The sequence below is a fragment of the Flectobacillus major DSM 103 genome (assembly GCF_000427405.1).
GTDB lineage: Bacteria > Bacteroidota > Bacteroidia > Cytophagales > Spirosomataceae > Flectobacillus > Flectobacillus major.
Genome location: NZ_KE386492.1, coordinates 204,542 through 229,098, shown reverse-complemented (window position 1 = coordinate 229,098; position 24,557 = coordinate 204,542). Strand labels below are relative to the sequence as shown.

14 protein-coding genes are annotated in these 24,557 nt (G+C 38.4%); 11 read left to right on the top strand and 3 right to left on the bottom strand.

Translation table 11 applies throughout. The features are described from left to right. Positions 1-102: 102 nt before the first annotated feature. Positions 103-2,127 (top strand): FUSC family protein, encoded by a 2,025-nt coding sequence (locus tag FLEMA_RS0166795; protein ID WP_229359613.1) that lies wholly within the window; start codon positions 103-105, stop codon positions 2,125-2,127. A 136-nt stretch (positions 2,128-2,263) separates the two neighbouring features. On the opposite strand, the gene FLEMA_RS0166790 is transcribed toward FLEMA_RS0166795, so the two are convergent. Both FLEMA_RS0166790 and FLEMA_RS75780 read right to left on the bottom strand, forming a co-directional pair. After that, on the bottom strand, positions 2,264-4,156 hold the full coding sequence (locus FLEMA_RS0166790; RefSeq protein WP_026998210.1) for a monovalent cation:proton antiporter-2 (CPA2) family protein: 1,893 nt from the start codon (positions 4,154-4,156) through the stop codon (positions 2,264-2,266). After that, positions 4,126-4,752: an NAD(P)H-dependent oxidoreductase gene (locus FLEMA_RS75780; protein ID WP_044175632.1), complete on the bottom strand. Its 627-nt coding sequence runs from the start codon at positions 4,750-4,752 to the stop codon at positions 4,126-4,128. Before FLEMA_RS75780 ends, FLEMA_RS0166790 begins: the two co-directional genes overlap by 31 nt. 332 nt (positions 4,753-5,084) lie before the next feature. Between FLEMA_RS75780 and FLEMA_RS75775 the strand changes: the two genes are divergently transcribed. The 10 genes from FLEMA_RS75775 to FLEMA_RS0166740 all read left to right on the top strand — a co-directional run bounded on the left by FLEMA_RS75775 (position 5,085) and on the right by FLEMA_RS0166740 (position 20,080). Next, positions 5,085-5,576, top strand: coding sequence for a hypothetical protein (locus tag FLEMA_RS75775; RefSeq protein ID WP_052354466.1), 492 nt, complete (start codon positions 5,085-5,087; stop codon positions 5,574-5,576). A gap of 452 nt (positions 5,577-6,028) precedes the next feature. After that, positions 6,029-8,455 carry a TonB-dependent receptor gene (locus tag FLEMA_RS75770; RefSeq protein WP_052354464.1) on the top strand — a complete coding sequence of 809 codons (2,427 nt, stop codon included), beginning with the start codon at positions 6,029-6,031 and terminating at the stop codon, positions 8,453-8,455. 198 nt (positions 8,456-8,653) lie between these two features. After that, entirely contained in the window at positions 8,654-10,315 is a 1,662-nt protein-coding gene (locus FLEMA_RS0166770) for a tetratricopeptide repeat protein (RefSeq protein WP_052354462.1), read from the top strand. Between the two features lie 280 nt (positions 10,316-10,595). Continuing rightward, positions 10,596-10,799 (top strand): peptidase associated/transthyretin-like domain-containing protein, encoded by a 204-nt coding sequence (locus tag FLEMA_RS77265; RefSeq protein WP_229359611.1) that lies wholly within the window; start codon positions 10,596-10,598, stop codon positions 10,797-10,799. Positions 10,800-10,871: 72 nt separating this feature from the next. Next, positions 10,872-13,352: a TonB-dependent receptor domain-containing protein gene (locus tag FLEMA_RS75765; RefSeq protein WP_229359609.1), complete on the top strand. Its 2,481-nt coding sequence runs from the start codon at positions 10,872-10,874 to the stop codon at positions 13,350-13,352. A 26-nt stretch (positions 13,353-13,378) separates the two neighbouring features. Beyond that, a complete protein-coding gene (locus FLEMA_RS0166760; RefSeq protein WP_026998208.1) occupies positions 13,379-14,644 on the top strand; it encodes a right-handed parallel beta-helix repeat-containing protein in 1,266 nt (421 codons plus the stop codon). A gap of 300 nt (positions 14,645-14,944) precedes the next feature. After that, entirely contained in the window at positions 14,945-16,015 is a 1,071-nt protein-coding gene (locus FLEMA_RS0166755; protein WP_081681446.1) for a phytase, read from the top strand. Positions 16,016-16,379: 364 nt separating this feature from the next. After that, complete coding sequence (locus FLEMA_RS0166750; RefSeq protein WP_026998206.1) at positions 16,380-17,375, top strand: glycoside hydrolase family 43 protein; 996 nt, start codon at positions 16,380-16,382, stop codon at positions 17,373-17,375. A 118-nt stretch (positions 17,376-17,493) separates the two neighbouring features. Further along, on the top strand, positions 17,494-18,825 hold the full coding sequence (locus FLEMA_RS0166745) for a BNR repeat-containing protein (RefSeq protein WP_044175630.1): 1,332 nt from the start codon (positions 17,494-17,496) through the stop codon (positions 18,823-18,825). 40 nt (positions 18,826-18,865) lie between these two features. Next, positions 18,866-20,080: a glycoside hydrolase family 88 protein gene (locus FLEMA_RS0166740; RefSeq protein WP_026998204.1), complete on the top strand. Its 1,215-nt coding sequence runs from the start codon at positions 18,866-18,868 to the stop codon at positions 20,078-20,080. A gap of 33 nt (positions 20,081-20,113) precedes the next feature. On the opposite strand, the gene FLEMA_RS0166735 is transcribed toward FLEMA_RS0166740, so the two are convergent. After that, the gene (locus FLEMA_RS0166735) at positions 20,114-24,304 is read right to left on the bottom strand and encodes a hybrid sensor histidine kinase/response regulator transcription factor (protein ID WP_026998203.1); all 4,191 of its coding nucleotides are present in this window, start codon (positions 24,302-24,304) and stop codon (positions 20,114-20,116) included. Between the last annotated feature and the right edge of the window lie 253 nt (positions 24,305-24,557).

Genomic DNA, 24,557 nt, shown 5'->3' with positions numbered 1-24,557 from the left:
AACTTTGTATTAAGCTCTTATTTTGGAGATGGACTCAGAATAACCTTCGGGGTACTATTTCCTAGTCTTCTTCTTCTCGAATTTGACAAAATAAACGTAGGAATGACTATTTCACTAGGTGCTTTATGTGCCAGTGTTGTTGATTCGCCAGGGCCTATTGTGCATCGCCGCAATGCCATGCTCACTACTACGCTGATTGTCTGTTTTGTAGCACTTTGTACTGGGCTAGCCAATTTATCAGCTATTTTTCTGGGCATTCTTATTGCTGGCTTTAGCTTCTTTTTCTCAATGTTTTATGTCTATGGCCTGCGTGCTGCCTCTATTGGTACAGCCGCATTGCTGGTTATGACACTCAGCATTGGCGATGGCCGCCCCTTGCATGAAATCATTTTGCATGCTTTGTATATCCTCATTGGTGGTGCTTGGTATACGGCTCTTAGTATATCGTTATACCGTATTATGCCGTATCGGCTGGCCCAACAATCTTTGGGTGATTGTATTGTTGAGGTAGCTAAATTTATGAAAATCAAAGCAGGATTTTATAAAGAAAATATCAATTATGACGAAAACTATACCAAGCTAATTGAAGCCCAAATTGTAGTAAACGAAAAACAAGATGCCGTTCGGGAGTTGTTGTTTAAAACACGAGAAATTGTTCGGGAATCTACCCAAGAAGGCAGATTTTTGGTAGTTGTTTTTGTAGACTTAATCGACTTATTCGAGCAAATTATGTCTACGTTCTATAACTACAAAAACCTTCATCAGCAATTTGATAGCGTCGGGATTCTTCAAAAGTATGAGGCAATTTTGACCCTCCTTGCCGACGAACTTGAGAATATTGGCTATGCCATGAAGCTAGGAACAACCCCTCACCTTTCGCCCACGATTCCTCGTAGGTTGCAAGAACTCCACAATGCTATTCTCGAACTTGAAAATGGACCCGATGCCGCACAATTCAATACCCTGAGTATTGGGGCTTTAAAAAATATAGAGGTTAATATCAAAAATATTTTTCTTCGACTAAAAAAAATTGTAGGTAATTTTAAAAACCGCAAGAAAAAATCTTTGTCTATTCATGGGCTAGAAACTACCCCTTTTATTGCTCACCAAGAATACGAAGCCAAGGCTTTTAAAGAAAACCTCACTTTCGATTCCGAAATTTTTAGGCATTCAATAAGAGTTGCTTTGGTAATGTTGGTAGGCTATATCATTGCCCAATCTTTTGCCTTTTTGCATAGCAACTGGATTCTCCTTACCATTATGGTGATTATGAAGCCCGCCTTTAGCCTTACCAAAGAACGAAATTATCATAGGCTTATTGGCACTATCATTGGTGCTATTTTTGGTTTATTGATTCTTTCATATCAGCACAACAAGCAGGTGTTGTTTGTAATATTGCTGTTTTGTATGCTAGGAGCGTATAGTTTTCAACGCAAAAACTATGTGGTTAGCGTGCTATTTATGACCCCTTTTGTTCTAATTCTGTACGATTTCTTGGGAATGGGTAACATTTCGGTACTGGAAGAACGAGTAATGGATACTTTTATTGGTGGTGGGATTTCGTTTATTGCGAGTTACTTTTTGTTTCCTAGCTGGGAAAAAGAAAAACTCAAAAAGAACCTTGTGGAAATGCTATCGGCCAACTTACAGTATTTCAGACAAGTACGTGGATTGTATTTGGGCAACGAGTTTCAGAGCTTACCCCACAAGCTTGCTCGCAAAAATGTGTACGTAAAAACAGCCAACCTTGCGTCGGCCTTTCAGCGGATGTTTTCTGAACCCAAAAGCAAACAAACCAGTATCAAAGAGGTTCATCAGTTTTCGGTATTAAATCACTTGTTTTCATCTTATACGGCTACTTTGGCCTTGTACGTACTCGAACACTTCGACGAAATCCCCGACTTCGATGATATTCAACACATAGCCGACAATACCGAAAAACTGTTAGAAACTAGTATAAAAGTACTTCAAACAGACCATTTTAAGGTAGAAGAGCTTCAGTTGTTACAGCTCAAAAATCATCATAAGCATGAAGATGAAGGTATATTGCTTATTCCTGAGCAGTATGTTAATATTCAGAAAGCAGCTTTTGATATTTGTAAAATATCCGAAAGAATCAAAATTTAGTGAATGATTGATTCTGAAATTTAACATGCAAACATGCCTCATCCCGAATATTTAGAGCAAACAAAAGGCCTCTATTCTAAATTCGGGATGACGCATGTTTAATTATTCTATTTCACTGATTATCAAAACACTAACTCTATGAGTCACTGTATCTTTCTCTACCTATTTCATATTTCTTTTGTGAAGAATTATCCCATGCGTTGTCCAATTCCGTTTCCATAAATTTAGAATCTTCATTAAGCAAACGTTCTTCATTGGCTATTTCCTCCCGTACACTCGAAATATAGGTAGGTATATCATCTTTGGTTTTTACTAATCTTTGTAAAGCCTGGGTATCGTATTTGATAAAGTCATTGGCTTTTCGGGTTACGGTGTATTTGCGATGCCCAAGGGCAGTTAGTACGTCGACCCCCATGTATACCGAACTATGAAGACTTTCACGATATACATGTTCATACTCTTTTTCTATCAGATCAAAGGCATCGTCTCTATTTTTGGCTCTTAAAAATAGCTTGATATGAGGGAAATGCTTTTTGACGAGTTCGGCCAATTCCATGGTTTTATCTGGCGAATCAATAGCAGAAATAAGAATTTTGGCTTTGGCAGCCCCTGCGGCTTCCAATAAATCTAATCGAGTGGCATCACCAAAATGGACATTGAAGCCCATTTTCCGCAAAAAAGTAACACGGTCGCTATCGCTATCCAGAATTGTAGCATTAACATTGTTGGCTCGCAAAAAACGCCCAATAGTACTTCCAAAATGGCTAAAACCTGCTATAATAATTTGATGCTCCTCGTCGGGATTTACTTTGTAATCTTTATTGGCTTTGGTTATTGGTGTCAAATAGCTTGCAATAAATTTTTCATAAACAAACAACAACAATGGCGACACTATCATACTAAGCGTAACTGTTGCCATAAAAAAATCGGACTGAGCCTTGTCTATAAGCTTAAATTGCAGTATAGACCCCAACAATACAAACACAAACTCGCCCACTTGCGAGAGTAACAAGGCAAATAGTACATTTTGCGTAACACTGATTTTGTAGTATTTGCCTATCAATGCCAATGCAATACCTTTCAACAGCATAATACTGGCTACAGCCATCATTATCTGAGTTGTTTTTTCGGCTAATACATTAAAATTAATCGTAGAACCAACAGCTGTAAAAAATACCCCTAAGAGTAAGCCCTTAAATGGCTCAACGTCACTTTCTAGTTCGTGCCTAAATTCGCTATTGGCCAACAAAACCCCTGCCATAAAAGCCCCAAGTGCCGCACTAATGCCTACTTGTGTCATCAACCACGAAACCCCAATAATAATAAAAAGAGCCGAAGCCGTAAACAATTCACGAACACCCGTTTTGGCTATATAATGTAATAATGGATTGATAAAAAATTGACCAATAATAAAAATCAACAATACCGCTCCAATAATGGTAATACTGGTATGTGTTTGTAAAAATGCAATAATAGGCTGTTCAGAAACAACCGTTTGGGTAGGTGCTACACCCGCCAGTAAAGGCAAAATAGCCAATAACGGTATTACAGCAATATCCTGAAATAGCAATACCGAAAAAGATGACTGCCCCGCTTCTGTTTTTTCCAGGCTCTTTTCTTTTAAGGTTTGTAACACAATAGCCGTAGACGACATACCAAACGAAAAAGCCAAAGCCAATGAAGCATTCAATGAAAAAGAAAACAAAAAATAAAATACAGGAAAAAGAGCTATCGCCGAAAGTAAAAGCTGTAAACCTCCTAATCCTAAAATACGATTTTTCATTTTCCAAAATGCCTGAGGGCTAAGCTCTAAACCAATCACAAAAAGCATCATAACCACCCCAAATTCGGTGGCGTGCATGACATCTTCACCTTCATGCCCCACTAAATGCAGCACAAATGGCCCAATCATAATGCCCGCAAAGATATAGCCCAATACACTACCAATACCAAGCCTTTTGGCCACAGGTACACAAATAATAGCCGCACCTAAGTAAATTAAACCGTTTTGTAAAATTTCTCCTGCCATATCTCAAAGTTTAAATCGTTAAAATGTTGAATAGAGGTCAACTTTTGAATATCCCAATCTGTAGATTGAAGAAAATTTAAAACCTCGATATACCTAATGCTGTATTCTTCCAAACTTTCGTCGGTGATCTGATGAGCTCCAGAAACAATAAAAGGAGGCAAATAGTCCATATAACATAAAAAAGCCGTTTGGTCAAATGGGCTCAGCAGTTCTCTAAACGTAAAGCGGTTTTTACCATTTTCCTGATAGCTCTCAAACTTTCCTCCCGACGACAGTACGTTCATCACACATTTGCCTTTCAGCATATTGCCCGTTCGGCCATAGGCCCAGCCGTGTTCCAAAACAAGGTCTATCCATTGTTTCATCAATGGCGGACAGCTATACCAATAAAAAGGATGCTGCCAAATAATAATATCATGTTCCAACAAAATAGCCTGCTCGGCTTTTATGTCAATATTATAATCAGGGTATATTTCATACATATCTCTGATAGTAATAGTACTTAAAGTGCTAGCGGCCTGCAATAGCTTTTTGTGAACATTGGAGTTTTCAAACCTTGGATGAAAAAACAGTAATAATATTCTGTGTTCTGTCATAATTTAGGGTACATGGTTTAGTATATTTTTAGCTTTAATAAACAAAGATACAAGTATAAACGCTATCCAAATCATTGCTTTTTATCGAAAATAGCCAAATAAATTGAAAATCCCTGCATAAAAGAGTCCCAACAACTATCACAAACTATACAAAGCAAAGGGATTAATTGAAGATTTTGAGTCATACGCTTTGTCATGTATGAAAATAACTTTTAGCCCAATCAACTTTTCTCATTTTTAAACTTCTCAAAAATCTGTATCTTCGTAAAATTTCCTGTCGTGTATTGAAACCTATTGTTGCCATATCATTTTTGATTTTATTGCTCTATAATATGCTGGGCAATACGGTAGCATTGTTGTCTTTTGAACAAGACTTTAGCAATAAATTTACCGACGATAACCCAAGCTCGGAAGAATACATTACAGTAAAACTGCCGTTTTCTATTCCTTACCAAAGAACTGTCTGGGAAAACACCAAACAAGACAAAGGGCTTTATCAATATCGCAACAAATTTTATAATATTGTAGAACAACGTTTGCTTAACGATACCCTTTATACGGTATTGAAAAGTAATAACACTGCCCAAGACAGATTTTCGCTTATTGCCCAAAAAATTCAAGCTGAGGTTGGTAATGATACCACCGATAGCAGTAGTGATGTCGGAAAAATCCTAAAAAAATTTATCAAAGATTATTCTCCTAATTTTAAATCTTGTTCTGTATTTTTTTTGATATGGGACAATCCTCTACCTATTGCTCAAACCCTAATACTATGGTTTCGGGCTGTGCCACTACAGCTATTAACACCCCCACCCCAAAACTAAGCTTTACTTTTTGACTCTATACGCTTTAGCCAACTGCCAAACACACAGAGCATTGTAGGCTAATAGATAAGTGAGTGTATAATTGAGCTATTAAACACTGAAAATCAGCCAATTATTACACCGACTAGATATTTTCGGATTACTAGGATATTGTATTGGTATGAAATAAAAAACCTTTTCTTCTGTTTTTATGGATGAAAATAGCACTATTTCCCACTTTCCGCATCAGTAGTGTATGCTTATGTCTAGCCTTGAGTATTTAACTTAAAAAGGTATCAATCAATGTATTAAATAGCGTACGAATGAGATAACGGGCTTTTCTTGTATCTCATAACCTTGCTGTTATACTCCTTTAAAATATCGGTACACTCACTTATCTTTTTATATTCTTTTAGTGGCATTTTATCGCTAGATAAATGCCACTAAATCTTATTGACTAAAATTTAAAGCAAATGAAAATATATCAAATACTCTTTTTTTTCATATTTAGTTTTCAGGCGATTGCCCAACAGCCACTATACGATTTTTCGGGTAAAATCCATAATCACAAAGGCGAACCTCTCCAAGGAGTTTCTATTCAAATCAAAGGCTTAGGAAAAGGTAGTATTTCGGCACAAGATGGCTCGTTTATTTTACAAAAAATAAAAGCAGGTAAATATCAATTGTTGATTTCGTCGGTAGGTTATCAAAGCCAAATTGTGCCTATTCATGTTGCAGCAACTCCGTCGGAAGCCCTCGCTATTGTTTTAGTCGAAGGCAATAATCACCTACAAGAAGTAATAATAGAGGGTACTAACACTCCAAGTACTGTAGAAAAACTTCCCGAAGTAAACGGTACGTATGTTACAGCAGGTAAGAAGAATGAAGTAATCAACCTACAAGGAATCAACGCCAATATTGCCGAAAAAAATGCTCGACAGATATTTGCCAAAATTCCAGGTGTATTTGTTTATGACATGGATGGCTCTGGTAATCAGGTGAATATTGCAACTCGTGGCCTCGACCCACACCGCTCTTGGGAATACAATATTCGTCAAAATGGCGTTATTACCAATTCTGATATGTATGGCTATCCAGCTAGCCACTATAGCCCAGCCATGGAGTCAATCGACAAAATTGAATTAATTCGTGGTACGTCATCTCTACAATATGGAGCTCAGTTTGGTGGTATGATTAATTACAAAACCAAACAAGCCGACACATCGGGAGTATTCCATTTTGAAAGCCTCAATACAGCAGGTTCGTATGGTTTATTTAGCTCCTATAATGCTATCAGTGGCAAAGTTGGAAAACTTAGCTATATGGCCTATTATCAGAAAAGACATTCGGATGGATATAGAAAAAATTCAAAATCAGATGCTGAATCTCAGTTTGTTAGTTTGGTGTACGAATTCAACAAAAAGCTTACAGCCAAAGCAGAATTTGGACGCTCTAGCTATATTTATCAAATTCCGGGGCCATTGACCGACGCTATGTTTGAAGCCGACCCCCGTCAGGCTACTCGTTCTAGAAATTACTTTAACCCTGATATTTATGTACCTTCCCTAACCGTTGATTGGGCGATTAGTCCAAATACTCAACTCAAATGGACTACTTCGGCTGTATTGGGTAGCCGCAATAGCGTATTGTTCGATGCCTTTGCCAATGTAGCCGATGCCATTAATCCTAGCACTGGCCAGTATGCCAATCGTCAGGTAGATATTGATAACTTCCATAGCTATACGTCCGAATTACGAGTAGCACATCATTATCAAATAGGCTCGCTTCAAAACTACCTTGTTGGGGGTGTTCAGTACATGAACAACGACCTCAACCGTCGTCAACTTGGTAAGGGTACTACAGGAAGCGATTTTGACCTAACATTAACCAACCCTACTTGGGGGCGTGATTTGCATTTTAAAACAAACAATATTGCATTCTTCCTCGAAAACTTGATTTATGTAAGTCCTAAAATGAGCTTTTCACCTGGTATTAGGGTAGAAAACGGAGCTACTGACATGACCGGAACGATTTCTTATTATAAACCCGAAAACCTTCCTACGACTATCAAACACCATTTTGCCTTATTGGGTATCAACTGGCAGTACAAAATAGATACCGAAAATAGGCTGTATGCAGGTTTTGCACAGGCGTATCGTCCAGTGGTTTTCAAAGATATTATTCCTAGCTCTGTCTTGGAAAGAATAGACAAAAATCTCAAAGATGCTTATGGTTATAACCTTGAAGCAGGTATTACAGGTAAACTCAACCATCGTTTAACTTACGATATTGGCGTGTTTCAAATCCAATACAATAACCGCTTAGGACAAGTAGTACTAGAAGATGAAAATAAACAATCGTATATTTTTAGAACCAATATTGGTGATAGCCGTACACGTGGTATAGAGTCGTATATAGAATATCAGTTTCTCCAAAGTCAAAACGAAGTACAATCAGGCTTGAATTTGTCAGTTTTTACGTCAACTTCATATTTCGATGCTAAATATCAAAAAGCAAGTGTTGCTGTTAACGGCGAAAACACTTCGGTAGAAGGCAAACGCTTAGAGGGTGTTCCTAACTGGATTTCTCGCAATGGTCTTCAGTTAAACTACCAAAAACTAAACGCCACTATTCAATACAGCTATGTAGGAAAATCGTATGCCGATGCCCTTAATACCGAAACGCCTACCGTCAACGGTGCTAAAGGTTTAGTGCCATCGTATAGTTTGCTCGACATCAATGCTACTTATCGTATCAATAAAAACTACACACTTCGCTTGGGTATCAATAACGTAACCAACAAACAATACTTCACCAAAAGGCCAACAATGTACCCTGGTGCTGGTATCTGGTCGTCGGATGGCCGCAGTATTATAGCTTCGGTAGGTATCAAAATATAATATATAGTTTTCTAATATTCAACCAATTACAAAACCACACATGGGTTAATAACCTGTAGTTTTGTAGTTGGTTGAATACTTTTATAACGTATGTAATTACTCCAACAGGGTATTAAATAATTATTAAGCTTTCCTGTTTTCTGCTTTTGTACAAAATTCTTCACTGAAATTTAACAAAAATTTCAAGCACAGAACAATATGTTATTTATTTTACATTCACTTGGATGTACCCTTTCAGGTTTTTATTCAAAAGTACAGTTTGCTTTATTGGTAATGGTTGGACTAATGTGGTTTACCGCCTATTCACAAAGTAGCGATAAAGAGATTTTTCAGTCTACAATTACCAATCCCGACACACGACTTTTACAACTCAAAAACAAATATAATCAGGCTTTTGACAAACAGGATTTTGTATTGGCAGCTCAATTGCTACAACAAATGGGTCAGCTATGCTATCATTATGGGCATTATCCACAGGCTTTAGAATTTCATTTACAAGCCAATAACCTTTTCAAAAATCAGCATCAAACAGAGCTTTTGGCCTATAACCTCAACGACTTGGGGTTGCTATATTATTATAACCGCAACCTAAAACTAGCCAAATTACAATACGACGAGGCCCTGCATATTTTCCAAAATAAACATAACGACCTTGGCTTGGCTCATACTTTTGGCAAAATAGGGCATCTCTACGAAAAGCAAGAAAAATATGATTCGGCCTTGTATTTTCAACGAAAGGCCATCAACTATTATAAAAAAATTGATAACCAAACGGGTATTGCCAAAATTTATGAGAACCTCGGTAGTATCTTTGAAGATTTGGCTCAGTACGATTCAGCCCACTATTACTTTTCTCAATCACTCAAAATCAACCAAGTAACCCACGACCAACTCGCTCAAATTGAAGTATTGAATAATTTGGGAGATGTACTTCGCAAAACAGGGGCTATCAAACAGGGATTGACCTATTCAAAAGAAGCCCTAAAACTGGCTCAAAAGCTACATGAAAAATACCAAGAAGCTAGTGCGTATCGCGACATTGCCCGTGCCTTGAATATGCTAGGACGCAACGACAGTGCTTATTATTACTTGGAAGTTAGCCGCAAAATGACTCTTGATATTTATTCAGAAAAAAGCAACCAACAAATCGCTGTATTGCAGGTAATGTACGATATAGCCAAAAAAAACAATGAAATAGAACGCCTCGACAATATTAGTAGAACCAATCAAATACTGGGGATTTCGGGGGTGATTGTTATTGCTTTGCTTATTATTCTTGGCTTTGTAGTGATTAATCGACAAAAAATGAAAATCAAAAACCAGCATTATATCAACGAACAAAAGCAAAAGGTTTTTGAAAAAGAACAAGATTTGATGGCCGCCGCCTTAAAAAACAAACAATTGGAGGAAGAAAACCTAAAAAACCTTCTGGAAACAAAAACCAAAGAATTAAGTACGCATACGCTTCATGTAATTCAGAAAAACCAATTGTTAGAAAAACTGTACCAGCGCCTTGAAGAAATTGTAAAAGACGACCGTAAAAACTCGCAACGAAACCTCCGACAAATCATGCAGGATATTAACCAGAGTTTTGACCACGACCAATACTGGGAGGATTTCCGCAATATATTTGACCAAGTTCATCAAAGTTTTTTGACCAAACTCAAAAACCATTCCGAACAACTCACCGCCAATGATTTACGACTTATTGCCTTGTTAAAAATGAATCTTAATTCCAACGATATTGCTTCTATTTTGGGTATCTCGCCCGACAGCCTCCGAGTGATTCGTTATAGGCTTCGCAAAAAGCTGAATCTACCCCAAGGCGAAAATTTATCCACTTTTATCCAGTCTTTATAACTCTTTACCGTTTAGAAATGTAACGTTAACAATTTGATAATGTATCATCAAATAAAATACAAATAACTGATAATCAATATATTAAAAACAAGTTGTTAACGTTGTTGCTTTTTTGTTAACGCTATTTGTAACGCTGTTTCCTTTTTGTAACGACCCCAATTTGCAAATAAAACAAGAGTATATGCACCTTTGCTTCATCAAATAGCACACGCCTTTTAAACAAAATAGGTAGCTCTGAAAATCAACAGATGGTTCGACAAACCATGAATCAAAACATATTATGAACAAAGCTTTAGTTTTTATTTGCTTACTGATTACCCACCTTAGTTTTGGACAAACTTCTAGTTTTAGAGGAAGTATTATCGACCAACAAACAGGCGAGCCGCTAGTGGGTGCAACAGTACGTTTAGAAAAAAAAGGAGGTTATGACGTAGCTGGTCTCGACGGGTCGTTTAGTATCAAAAATATCCCTTATGGCAAATAGACCCTCAAGGTTAACTATATATCCTACAAAAGTTTTCAGCAGGAAATTGTCGTAAATACCCCTAGCCGTTTTATGAAAATAGAAATGGAAACGGATAGCAAACAAACCCTCGACGAAGTTGTAGTAACTGCCACTACCGATAAGTCTTCTGAAAATGCCGCCCGCCAAAGCGAACGCAAAGCTAACCAACTCATGAATATTGTTTCGGGCAAGGCCATAGAAATTTCTCCCGATTTAACCGTTGCCAATTTAGTACAACGAGTATCGGGGATTTCTATCGAAAGAAATAGCAATGGCGATGGGCAGTATGCTATTTTGCGAGGTATGGACAAAAGATATAATTATACCTTGGTAAATGGTATTAAAATTCCAAGCCCCGATAACAAATATCGTTACGTTCCGCTCGATATTTTCCCAGCCGAGCTGCTTAGTCGCTTGGAAGTGTCTAAGTCGCTTACACCCGACATGGAAGGCGATGCCATGGGTGGCGTTATCAATATGGTTATGAAAGATGCCCCTACTCAGTTAGAAATAAAAGCCAATTTAGCTACAGGCTATAGCGAACTATTTATGAACCGTTCGTTCAACGGTTTTGCTACCAACCAAGCACAAAGCTTATCGCCTTACCAACGTTTTGGAAGTAGCTATTCGGCCACAACAAAAGATTTTTCAAATACCTTATTAGATTTTACGAGCCATCAGGCTATGCCAAACCTTATTGGGGGTGGGTCGGTAGGAAATAGATACCTAAACAACCGTCTGGGGGTAGTAGTGGCAGCCAGCTACCAAAATACCTACCGTGGTAGCAACAGCGACTTCTACGCTTCGACAGTGTACGATACCGAAAAAACATCGAGAGTTACCAGTTTGGCACAACGTGAATATTCTGAACAGCAACAACGCTTGGGTATTCATAGCAAAATTGATTATAAACTTAGCAACAAAAGTAAGTTGCAGTGGTACAATGCCTATATGAATCTGAAAAATATTCAATTACGCAATACCAAAACAACTGATTTTTCGTCGGGAGGATACGATGCAACTACAGGAAATGCAGGCCTTACTTTTGCTACAAGAAGCCGTATTACCGACCAACAAATCCTGAATAGTACTTTACAGGGAAAACACCAAATCAAGGAAGACCTGTTGTTTAACTGGTCGGCGGTATATTCGAGGGCTAGCAACAATTTACCCGAAAATACCAATGTAAGTTTTCTAGGAACTAGACGCAATTTTCAAGAAACCATAACCTATCCACAAGAAAGTAATAGGCGTTGGGAAAGCAATACCGACCAAGATTGGGCTTCGTACCTCAACCTTACCAAAAATACGACATGGCAAAACTTGCCTATCGACCTAAGTATTGGGGGGCTTTTTAGGTACAAACAACGAAGCAATTTTTATAATAATTATCTTTTCAAGCCTATTAATCCTTTTGCTTTATACGGAAAAGACTTTACACAATACAGCGATGTAAAGTGGAACTTAGAAAACCCAAGAGGAACTGTAGCTTCGGCACTTAATTACAAAGCTAGCGAACAAATTGCGGCTGGATATGCTATGGCCAAGCTCCAATCTGAAAAATGGCAGGTTATTACGGGCTTAAGAGTAGAACAAACCAATCAAGGGTACGACATGGAATACCCTTTAGGCGAAAGTCGCCCTTCAGGTAATCAACAATATGTAGATATTCTGCCGAGTATCAACCTAAAATATGCTCTTCAGGATCAGCAAAATTTGCGATTCTCTTATTTTAGGTCTATAAATCGCCCAGGCTTTTTTGAAATTGTACCAGGCAAAATTGTCAATGAAGAATTTCAGGAAAGAGGTAATCCCGATTTGAAAAGAGCCGTAGCCGATAACATTGACTTACGTTATGAGATTTTTCCTAACGCAGCCGACCAATTTATGGCAGGTGTTTTCTATAAAAATATCCAAAATCCTATTGAATATACCCTCCAAGTTGATGAAACTCGTGGACAAGACGTTTTTTATACGCCAGGCAACTTTGGAACAGCCACCAATTTTGGCTTAGAACTAGACCTTATCAAATATTACCAAAACTTTGGTATCAAAGCTAATTATACCTACACCAATTCGTCGATAACAACCAAAAAAATTATTCGTATAAGAAATGAAACTAATGCCCTAGAACCTCGCAGTGTCAATCAAACTCGCCCACTTTATGGCCAGTCTGAACATGTAGGCAATATTTCGTTGCTCTATAAAAATAGTAAACTTGGCTGGGATGCCCAATTGGCTGGTTCTTATACTGGCGAACGTATCAATACCGTTTCACAGTTTTTGGACAACGACTTATGGCAGCAGGCATTTATCCAAATGGATGCTTCTGTAGAAAAGAGTATTACCAGCAAATGGATTCTTTTTGTAAAAGCCAATAATTTACTAAATACCCCTTTGAAAGTATATATCAAAAATACCAACCCTGTAAACAACAATATTCCAGAACAAGCCGCCCAAAACAACAAAACACTCATTAGACAAGATTATTACCAACGCAGCTATATTGTAGGCGTTAGGTACAAACTTTAATTCAATTAATTCATTATCAAATCATTATGAAAACTTCAAGCATTTTAGCAAGTGTCTTGTTGCTGGCATCGCTATGCACAAGCTGTACAAAAAACGATAACTCTAGCGAAACCGTTGTTCCAAAACCCGAAGAACAATCTGTAACGGGTGAAGTATCGGGAACATGGAAAAAAGGTAGCATTATTCAGGTAAAAGGCGATATTTTAATTCCTGCGGGCAAAAGCCTTACTATCGAAGAAGGCGTTACTGTATTGATGGATACCACCGCCAAGCCCGAATTTGTGGTAAATGGCAACCTCTATGCAACAGGCACAAGCACAAGTCCTGTAAAAATCACAGTTCCAGAAGCAGCCCGCACCGAAAAGTATAAATTTGGTAAATTATGGGGTGGTATTTTGGCCAGCAAATCTTGCACAGAGTTGGTACTCGACAACGTAATTCTGGAATATGGAGGCAATACCACTACCGAGGCTTCAACATCTGTTAAATTAGGTTTGTACAAAGCCCTCAGTGGCGAAAACGTACCAGCCATCTGGTTCTCGAATGTGGCAGGCAAGTTGATTGTTGTAAATAGTACTATCCGTAATTTCAACGAAGACTGTACGTACTTGGAAGGTGGTAGTATCATTTTTAGCAATAATAAATTCTATACTACTGGCGTTACAGGTGGCGAGGCTATCAATATTAAATCAGGCTGCTTGGCCGATATTGCTTACAACCTTATTTATAGCACCAATACCAACGGCTTGAAATTGTCTAATGCAGGCGATAGAACCCCACAAGCATATATAGTAGCCTATAACAATACTTTGCTAAACAATGGCTGGAGACGACCTTCGGTAAAAGGTGGGTCTATTTGGGTAGAGGCAAGTGTGCATAGTGAAATGTACAACAACCTATTGGCCAATTGTAGATTCGGCATAAAAAGAGATGTAAAAAAACCAGAAGATACCAAAACGTCGGTCTTTAAAAATACGCTTTATTACAGCTACACACAAGATGGCGTTGATCAGTTTCAGCCAAACAGTGAAATTATTGCAGGTACAAACGATATTATTGGTAAAAAAGCAGGAGACAATGACCCTAAATTTGTGAATTACCCTGTGGCTACCGATAAAATGAGTCCTAATTTCGATACCAATTGGGATTTCCATTTACAAACAGGTTCGCCAGCTTTGGGCAAAGGTACTACCGAATTTACCAGACATTTTAAAAATGGTTTATTGGCCAATGGCAAAACCTATACTTCGCCCGAGCCTGCCAACTATATTGGGGCTTTTGGTACAAAATAATAGCCTATTTTGCTAAAGAATGATATTTCAACCCAAAACTGTTTATTATGCTTGAAATAGATTCTATTCTAAATAAACATCTAGCCATATTTTGAATTTTTGCCAATCGTCAAGCATGTATTCACCAATTGGTATATTTCTGTTAGCTTGCCAATGAATATGCAAGCTAATAGAAATATCCGAAAAGGATTTTGCTATTACTGATTATTGGGTACTACCCATTCACCAAACGATAGACACACTATTGATTTTTCAATACATGAACTACTTATTCCATAACATATCAAATCACTATTTCTTATGACCAAACTCCAAGCAAGTATCTTTCTGATGATATTTGTCGTTTCACAAGCCTGCAAAGCACAAATTCCTTCGTCTGCCAATACCGTTATTCAACCCGTTTTTGTGACAGATACCCTCAAACACGACAGCGACGACCCTGCTATTTGGGTAAACCCCCAAAACCCCAACAAAAGTTTGATATTAGGCACCGACAAAAACCAAGATGGAGCCTTGTATGTTTTTGATTTAAAAGGGAAAATTATTGCCAATAAAGTTGTACGTAACCTAAAACGTCCCAATAACGTAGATATTGAATATGGGCTAAAGCTCAACGGCAAGCCTACCGATATTGCCGTTACAACAGAACGCATCACCCACAAACTCCGTATATTTGCTTTGCCAGAAATGAAGCCTATCGACAATGGAGGTATTCCAGTTTTTGAAGGAGAAGAAGGGCTTGAGTTTAGGGATTTGATGGGCATAGCCCTTTACAAAAACCCTGAAGGTAAAATCTATGCCATTGTAGGTCGTAAAAATGGCCCCACTACAGGTGGCTATTTGTGGCAATACCTTTTGGCCGACAATGGCAAAGGCCAAATACAAGCCACTTTAGTTCGTAAATTTGGTGAGTATAGTGGCAAAAAAGAAATTGAATCTATTGCCGTCGACGATGCCTTGGGGTATATCTATTATTCAGACGAAGGTGTTGGCGTTCGTAAATACTACGCCGACCCCAATAAAGGAAACCAGCAGTTGGCACTTTTTGCTACACAAGGCTTTACCGAAGACCACGAAGGTATTTCGATTTATCAACTTTCCTCTACTACGGGTTATATCCTTGTGTCGGATCAAGGAGCAAATAAATTTCATATTTTTAGCAGAGAAGGTAGTGTATCAAACCCTCACGAACATCAATTATTGAAAGTCGTAACCGTAAAAGCATCGCACAGCGATGGCTCTGAAACAATAGCAATTCCTTTTAACAAAACTTTCAAAAAAGGACTATTTGTAGTAATGAGCGACGATAAAACTTTTCATTTCTACCGCTGGGAAGATATTGCAGGCAAAGAACTGCAATCTATCAAATAAGACGGCATAGAATTTGTGGCAGAAACTTGAGTATGTTTTGTATACCTATTACTATTTTTGAAATTTGATTGGTGTCAGGACATACCTAACTAATATTATATCCAAGAGCTCTCATTGGTATGAGGGCTCTTTTTTTGTTCCATTCTTTTCCAACAAACAATATCTGATTTATATTATAAACCCTGCAGACTAATTTATCCCCTTATTTTTGACGAAAAAGACCCTATCTGTATAAATAACAAAGCATAATTTTGTACAATTCAACTATTTTATATCCATAATTATTCCAGTAGAATCATGAGTATTAAGCTTTATTTATAGCAAGCCTCTATCTATTTGTATAATTGTAACCCTAAACAAACGTATGAGATTTTTATTTACTAGCGTAATACTTGGTACTATCGCTATGCTATCGGGCTGTCAAACACAAAAACAAAGCCCTAAACAACCACCCCAATTTAATACAGGAGCACTTTGGTACGATACCAATCATGAAGTAATCAATGCTCATGGGGGCGGTTTGTTACTTGTCAATAAAACGTACTTTTGGTATGGTGAAAAACGAGGTACTTCGGCATCGGAAGGCGTAAGTGTGTATTCGTCCAAGGATTTGTACCATTGGAAAAACGAAGGCTTGGCTCTGCCAAAATCCAATGATCCCAATAGCGAAATTGCAGTAGGTGGGCTTATCGAACGCCCCAAAGTGATTTATAATACCAAGACCAAAAAATATGTAATGTGGTTTCATTTAGAACTACCCAATCAAGGCTACAAGGCTGCTCGTGCGGGCATTGCTATCAGCGACACTCCTACGGGGCCTTTTCGCTACCTCAAAAGTTTTCGTCCCAACGGCAATATGTCCAGAGACATGACCCTGTATCTCGACGATGACGGCTCGGCTTATCATATTTACTCGGCTCGTGAAAACTATGATTTACGCATCGTCAAGCTTACCGACGATTATCTGGATGCCACCCAACAAGATAGCCTACTATTTAGCAATCATCGTGAAGCTCCTGCCATTTTCAAGAAAAACCATTTGTATTACCTCATTACAAGTGGTTGTACAGGTTGGGAGCCCAACCAAGCCAGTTTGCACGTTGCTTCGTCGTTGTTTGGCCCTTGGAAATTGCTCGACGACCCCATGCAAGGCCCTCTGGCTAATAAAACCTTTGGCGGGCAGTCAACTTATATTTTACCATTGAAAGATAAAAAAAATGCCTTTATCTTTATGGCCGACAAATGGAATCCTAAAGATTTGAAAGATAGCCGATATTTATGGCTACCCATTGAATTTGAAAATAATCAGCCAGTAATCAAATGGCAAGAACAGTGGCAATTAAGCAGCTATAACCCATAAATTGCTCTTCCAAAGTAATCGTTCATCTAGCTACAGAGTATACTACCCATAGCAAAGCCGATTTTTTTATACGATTACTTAATTGCTTAGTATACACATTGTAAACCCGTTTTATCTCATGAAAGTGAATTTATTATCTGTGATAGCCTGTTGGTGTTTGGCTGTTTATCATATTTCAGCACAAAACCTTACTACCCACAAAACGGAAGTTGCAAAAGGCTGGGCTAACAATTCGGTTAATGCCGTTATTTTTCGTAAAAACGCTTTGGTTACCTACAAAGAGTATCAGTTTGTGACCTATTATAATATGAACGGATATGTAGTGTTGGGCAAACGTAAGATCACAGATAAACACTGGGAATTAAAAACAACCAACTTTAAAGGCAATGTTAGCGATGCTCATAATACTATTAGTATGATGATTGATGGCCTCGGGTATGTACATCTGGCTTGGGATCACCACAACAACCCACTCAGATATGCTATCAGTACCAAGCCTTTGTCGCTCGAAATGGGAGATAAACAAATCATGACGGGACAAAACGAGCAGAAACTAAGTTATCCAGAGTTTTATCGCTTACCCAATGGAAATTTGTTGTTTTTCTATCGAAACGGAGCTTCGGGGCAAGGCAATTTGGTTATGAATAGCTATGATATTCGTACCAAAAAATGGACAACTATTCAGCAAAACCTGATTGATGGCGAAGGCGAGCGAAATGCCTATTGGCAAGCCTGTTTAGATACCAAGGGTACTATTCATTTGTCATGGGTTTGGCGTGAAAGTGCCGATGTTGCCAGTAACCACGATATGGGATATGCTTGCTCAAAAGATGGCGGCAAAACGTGGCAAACCTCGCAAGGCAAAAGATATCAGTTACCTATTACTGCACAAAATGCTGAATATGCTGCCAAAATTCCAGAAAAAAGTGAGCTTATCAATCAAACCTCTATGGTAGCCGATGCCAATGGCAATCCTTATATTGCTACCTATTATCGTGAAGCCAATAGTACGGTGCCACAATACCATTTAATTTATTTGGATAGCAAAAAATGGCAAATCAAAAACTTAGGTTTTCGTAAAACACCCTTTAGCCTTGGGGGCATGGGTACAAAACGCATCCCTATTGCACGCCCACAAATTATAGCTTGGCCTTCCCCCAACAATACTTTGTCGGCCTTATTGATTTTTAGAGATGCCGAACGTGGCAACAAAGTATCGGTAGCGGCTTGCAACAATCTCATCAAAAATCAATGGAAAATCCAAGATATTGACCCAGCCTACGTTGGTTCGTGGGAGCCTACCTACGACACCGAGCTTTGGAAGGAAAAAGGTGCTTTACACCTTTTTGTACAACGAGTAGAGCAAGCCGACGGAGAAGGTAAAGCCGATATTCCTGCCCAAATGGTAGAAGTTTTTGAATTAAATCAAGTTAAAAAGAACATAAAATAAATACTTGTAGGTAATACATTGATTTATAGATACATTTTTCATGAAAAAACATTTTTCTTATCTCTATCTTGTTACAGTTTGCTTTTTTGTAACAACTTTTACGTTGTTTGGTCAAAACCCCTCAACGCACCCAAGTAGAAAGGCCTTATTAAAAATTATCGACCAGAATTTTATTGATGCCGCCCAACAATACAAAGTATTGATGAATCATTTGCCCCAAGATAAATTCCCGAAAACCTATTTCCCAACAACAGGACAGTACCAATTTAGTGGCTCAGAATGGTGGTGCAGTGGCTTCTACCCAGGTTCGCTACTATATATTTATCAACAAACCCAAGACTCTGTTTTATTGAAGGAAGCCAACCGTATATTGAATATACTAGAAAAAGAAAAATTCAATACCACAACTCATGACCTTGGTTTTATGATGTTTTGTAGCTTTGGAAACGCAAAAGATATAGCCCCGAAGCCAACCCATAAAGATATTTTGATACAAAGTGCCAAATCGCTAGCCTCTCGCTTTAACCCGACAGTGGGTTGTATCAAATCATGGGATTCTCATAATAATGATTACCTTGTGATTATCGACAATATGATGAACTTAGAGCTTCTTTTCTGGGCAACACAAGCCACAGGCGACTCTAGCTACTACAACATAGCCGTTACCCATGCCAATACCACAATGAAGCATCATTTTCGTTCAGATTTTAGCTCGTATCATGTCATTAATTATAATGCTCAAACAGGCGACGTTCAGCAGAAAAGAACTGCTCAAGGCTATGCCAACGAATCGGCATGGGCAAGAGGGCAAGCTTGGGGGTTATATGGCTATACTGTAATGTATCGTGCTACCCAAAACCCTATGTATTTGGAACAGGCCAAAAATATCGCTCGGTTTATTCTTAAACACCCTAATCTTCCTACCAACAAAATACCTTATTGGGATTTTAATGCCCCTAATATTCCCGATGCCCTTCGTGATGCCTCTGCCGCTGCTGTAATGGCTTCGGCTTTATTAGAATTGAGTACTTACGTCAATAATTCCCTAAAAAAGGAATACATCAGTAATGCCGAAGAGATGCTTTTTGCACTATCAAAACCACCCTACAAAGCCAAAATAGGCACTAATGGAGGCTTTTTGATTGAACATTGTGTAGGACATATTCCCGAAAAAACAGAGATAGATGTGCCTCTTACCTATGCCGACTACTATTTTTTAGAAGCAATGAAACGCTATCAAGCATTACAAAAATAATGATAGGTAACATGAGTCATTCCAAACTTAGTATCAAAGCTCTGTTTTGTGCTGGCGAGCGTATTCTGTTGGCGAAAGTTTATAAATACTTTGAAACATTTTTCTGAAATACTTAATATCATCAATACCAACCATTGTAGCAATTTCGGAAACCCTAAAATTACTTGTAGTTAATAATTGAGCTGCTCTTTTTAGGCGTATATCCCTAATAAATTCTACAACCGACTGCCCTGTAATAGCCTTGATTTGTCGATAAAAAGCCGATTGGCTCATGGCCATTTCTCGTACCAAAACTTGTACATTAAAATCAGAATTACCAAGATTATCCTCAACGATAGTCATGGCTTTTTGTAAAAATACTTTGGTTTCGTCTGGAATCATAACCAAACTTGGCTCTAATAAAAGCTGTCGTTGGTAATATTCTCTCAACAACAATCTACTTTGCAACATCGAAAAAACCTTGGTCAGTAAAATCTTAGGATTAAAGGGCTTAGCCATATATTCGTCTGCACCTGTTTCTAAGCCTTCCAATTCGTGCATAACCGCTGCTCTTGCCGTTAGTAACACCACAGGAATATGCGTAGTTTTAGGATTATCTTTTACCTTTTTACATAGCGATAGCCCATCGCTGTTGGGCATCATTACATCGCTAACGATCAGGTCGGGTATCGCCTCTAGGGTTTTTTCCCAGCCCTCAATACCATCAACAGCCAAAAACACTTCACAATATGGCTCAAACAACTGCTGTAGATACTGCCGTAGCTCGGTATTATCTTCTACCAGTAAAATACGGGTTGTTGGAGGTATCATAAAATCTGTTTTGAGCCATTCGGGTTTTGCCAAAGAAGGGCTTTTGGGTGTATTCATAGACGTAAAATTGCTTTCCTGCAAAGGCTCTCCTATTTGGCTAGCACTCAAATGAGCTTTCCCAAATGGTAATTTTACTGTAAAAGTTGTACCTATACCCAAGCTGCTGTCTACAGTAATTTGACCATGATGTGCCTCAACAAAGTTTTGTGCTAGCGACAGCCCTATCCCCGTACCCAACATACGCATGGTATCGGTGTGCGAAGCCTGATAATAAGGGTCAAAAATCTTATTAAGCTCATCGGAGTTCATGCCAACTCCCCAATCTTGTACTTTTATTTCGATATAGTTATCCTGCAATTGCTTGTCTACCCATCGGGCATTGGCATTGGGTGAGCCAACCACAGAAACACCGAATCTGATTTTTCCGCCATGAGGTGTATATTTAAAAGCATTTGACAACAAATTGGTCAAAACGATTTCGAGCTTACTCCAGTCAAAAAACATTGTCACAGGCTCATTAGGAATCGTAATAGCATAGTCAAATTGATACTCTTCTGCTTTTAACTGAAAAATCAAAAATATTTCTGTCAAAAAATGGATAATATTTCCTTCTGAAGCATGTAAAGAAATATGTCCCGCTTCCACTTTACGAAACTCTAATAGTTGATTTACTAAATCAAGCAATTTTTTGGTTTGCTGGTGCATCAGTATCAATTTATTATGATTATTGCCTTGGGTAGAAACAAGGTCTTCTAGCGGCCCCATAATCAAAGTAAGCGGTGTACGAAGTTCATGGGAAACATTGGTAAAAAATCGAAGTTTTATGTCTGTAACTTCTTTTTCTTTTTCTGTCTTGAACTTTTCTAAGGCCAAAGTATTACGTAACTCTTGTTGACTCAAGGTGATTTTTCGGTATATCAACAACCCAATAGCAATCAAGCTTAGGTATAGCAAATACGCCCACCAAGTATAGTACCAAGGTGGCAATATTGTAATTTGCAAAGTGGCGGGCTGCTCAGACCAACGGCCTTCGCCGTTGTCGACCTTTACAGAAAAGTAATATTGACCCGCAGCAAGATTTGAAAAACTAGCCGTTCGTTGCCCAGCAGCAGGATATATCCAATTGTCGTTATAGCCTACAAGGCGATAGGCATAAGTATTCTTATTGGGGTTACTGTAATTAAGACCCACAAACTCTATCGAAAAATCATTTTCATCGGCATGAATTGTTACTTGATGGGTTTTGCTCATTGGCTTATTTAACAAAACTCGGTTATTGATTTTTTCGCCAACATGAACAACCTTGTTAAAAATCCGAAGATTGGTTAGCCATACTTTTGGAGCGTACTGATTAGGCAAAATCTGGCTCGGCCGAAAGTAAGTTACTCCTTTTATTCCACCCATAAAGAGCGTTCCGTCGGTAGCTTTACAGGCGGCACCCACCTTAAACGAATTGCTTTGGATACCGTCGGCTACATTATAGTGCAGCCATTGTTTATTTTTAGGGGTAAATCGGCTCAACCCCGAACCACCAATCCAGAGGTTTCCCTTTTCGTCCGACAGTAATGTTTCTACATTCATTTCTGGCGTTTGATACCTCTGTACTCGATATTTGCCAGAGGCCATAGGAATGATACGATTGAGCCCACCGCCAATTGTACCCACCCAAATAGCCCCCTCGGTATCTTTCAAGAGCGGCCAAGCACAGTTAACACTGAGGCTGTTTTTGTCATTTTTTTTATAAGAAAACTGTTCTAAAACATGTAGTTTTTGCGGCATAATTTGAATTTTCAAAACACCTATGTCTCGTGTACTTGCCCACAATATTCCCTTTTCTTTTTCGTACAGCAAGTACGTAAATTGCCGAGAAGGCAACTGGTTGTCGTCGAGTGAAAATTGAGCTAAAAATTTGCCATTTTTATCAAGATGAATAAGTCCTAATTCAAAGGTAGCCAGCCAAATAGACCCGTCGTTGTCTTCTACAATACTTTCGATACTGGTACTGAACAAACTCAACTGTGGATTGAGCTGCTTAAAAGTTGTTATTTGGTTATTTTGAAGGCGAATCAAGCCATTGTATCGAGTACCCACCCAAAGGCTTCCGCTGGTAGTTTGGCAAAACGAAGCGACATCTATGCCCGTTGCATCACCCAGAGCCTCTCTATTTAGGTAATTTTTATAGGTTTTTGTTGTAAAATCATACCGTGAAAAACCATTGCGAGTCCCAATCCAAAGCCAATTATGTTGAAAATCTTTGTGCAAAGCATTAACATAATTATTGGGTAAAGTTGGGTTCTGCTTAAACTGTCGTTGCAAATTATGGAAAGGTTTATGTCGTAAGTCTACCTTATTGAGTCCTCCTGCCGAAGCAGCAAACCACAGAATTTGATTTTTATCTTCAAAAACCTGATGTATTCGGCCAGAGTTGATACTATAAGGGTTATCGTCTTTCGGCAAAAAAATACTCACTTTTTCCTGTACTACAGGTATATTGGTATTATTGGGCTGTGCTTCCCAAAAATATAGTCCAAAATTAGTTCCTACCCACAAGCGACCAAATGAATCTACCTCTATACATTCAATACCCTCTAGGGTTTGAGGAAGCGGGTGTTTGTCGAAAGGATGCCTTTCTTTAAACTCCTGAGCAGCCACCCAATAGATACGGTTGTTAGCACCAATCCACAAATTACCTTTTTTATCAAAATGCAAAGCACTAACTTCATCAACAGACATAGGAGCAATTTTTGCTATATTTCTTCCAGCCTTTATCCATGTAGCCTCCAAATACCAAAGCCCTTTTCCATCAGTGCCTATCCATAGCGTTCCTGAAGAGTCTACTGCCAAGTCAGAAGCTGTATAGACTTTTTGGCTACCCAAAGATATTTGCTGTATGTCTATCAACTCATTGTGCAAATTGAGGGTCAACATAAAAACCCCCTCTCGTGTACCTGCAAATATATGCCCTTGCCTATCCGAACTAATATTTAATACACTTGTATTCCTTAGTATAGCCAATGTTTTTTTATCGACGGTACTGGTAGTTCTATCATTAATATTGATAAAATGATCGTAATTTTCATCATAAAAGCTCAACCCTGCCCGTTCAGCACCACTCCACAAATACCCTCGAAAATCTTTATGGAGTGATTGAATTCTGTTGCTCGTTAGTCCATTTTTAGGATTTACAGGAAGGTTATATCGCTTAATTTCATAACCATCAAAACGAGCAACTCCGTCGTTGGTTGCTACCCAAATAAACCCTGCATTGTCTTGAACAACACTCATGGCATCACTATGAGGTAGCCCTTCATTAACGGTAAGGTGTTCAAAACGAAACCTATCTTCACCCGATTGCGCTTGTCCCCATTGGGCATATAAACATAGCCCACAAATCAGCAATATATACTTTTTCATAAAACACACTTTTCTTTTAAACTCCTCCCATATTCCAGCTAAGTTCCTCACATGGTTTCTCAAAGTCTTTTACTACTTTTTTCCAAAACCTTTATCTCTTTTTTAACCTGTCTAGTAATACAACTCCACTTGCTTATCATAGACCTAAAGCCTCCAAAACTACATAAATACTTGAAATAATCCGTCACTACAATACACTAGACCACTTTTTTATAGCCCCCCCCCTCTCACAAAACCTTATTTATTGATATTT

What these genes read in the sequence shown, in the direction of transcription:
- FLEMA_RS0166790 (WP_026998210.1), bottom strand. Translation starts at nt 4,156, where the DNA reads ATGGCAGGAGAAATTTTACAAAACGGTTTAATTTACTTAGGTGCGGCT.
- FLEMA_RS75770 (WP_052354464.1), top strand. Translation starts at nt 6,029, where the DNA reads ATGAAAATATATCAAATACTCTTTTTTTTCATATTTAGTTTTCAGGCG.
- FLEMA_RS75775 (WP_052354466.1), top strand. Translation starts at nt 5,085, where the DNA reads ATGCTGGGCAATACGGTAGCATTGTTGTCTTTTGAACAAGACTTTAGC.
- FLEMA_RS0166735 (WP_026998203.1), bottom strand. Translation starts at nt 24,304, where the DNA reads ATGAAAAAGTATATATTGCTGATTTGTGGGCTATGTTTATATGCCCAA.
- FLEMA_RS77265 (WP_229359611.1), top strand. Translation starts at nt 10,596, where the DNA reads ATGAACAAAGCTTTAGTTTTTATTTGCTTACTGATTACCCACCTTAGT.
- FLEMA_RS75765 (WP_229359609.1), top strand. Translation starts at nt 10,872, where the DNA reads ATGAAAATAGAAATGGAAACGGATAGCAAACAAACCCTCGACGAAGTT.
- FLEMA_RS0166795 (WP_229359613.1), top strand. Translation starts at nt 103, where the DNA reads ATGACTATTTCACTAGGTGCTTTATGTGCCAGTGTTGTTGATTCGCCA.
- FLEMA_RS0166750 (WP_026998206.1), top strand. Translation starts at nt 16,380, where the DNA reads ATGAGATTTTTATTTACTAGCGTAATACTTGGTACTATCGCTATGCTA.
- FLEMA_RS75780 (WP_044175632.1), bottom strand. Translation starts at nt 4,752, where the DNA reads ATGACAGAACACAGAATATTATTACTGTTTTTTCATCCAAGGTTTGAA.
- FLEMA_RS0166770 (WP_052354462.1), top strand. Translation starts at nt 8,654, where the DNA reads ATGTTATTTATTTTACATTCACTTGGATGTACCCTTTCAGGTTTTTAT.
- FLEMA_RS0166755 (WP_081681446.1), top strand. Translation starts at nt 14,945, where the DNA reads ATGACCAAACTCCAAGCAAGTATCTTTCTGATGATATTTGTCGTTTCA.
- FLEMA_RS0166740 (WP_026998204.1), top strand. Translation starts at nt 18,866, where the DNA reads ATGAAAAAACATTTTTCTTATCTCTATCTTGTTACAGTTTGCTTTTTT.
- FLEMA_RS0166745 (WP_044175630.1), top strand. Translation starts at nt 17,494, where the DNA reads ATGAAAGTGAATTTATTATCTGTGATAGCCTGTTGGTGTTTGGCTGTT.
- FLEMA_RS0166760 (WP_026998208.1), top strand. Translation starts at nt 13,379, where the DNA reads ATGAAAACTTCAAGCATTTTAGCAAGTGTCTTGTTGCTGGCATCGCTA.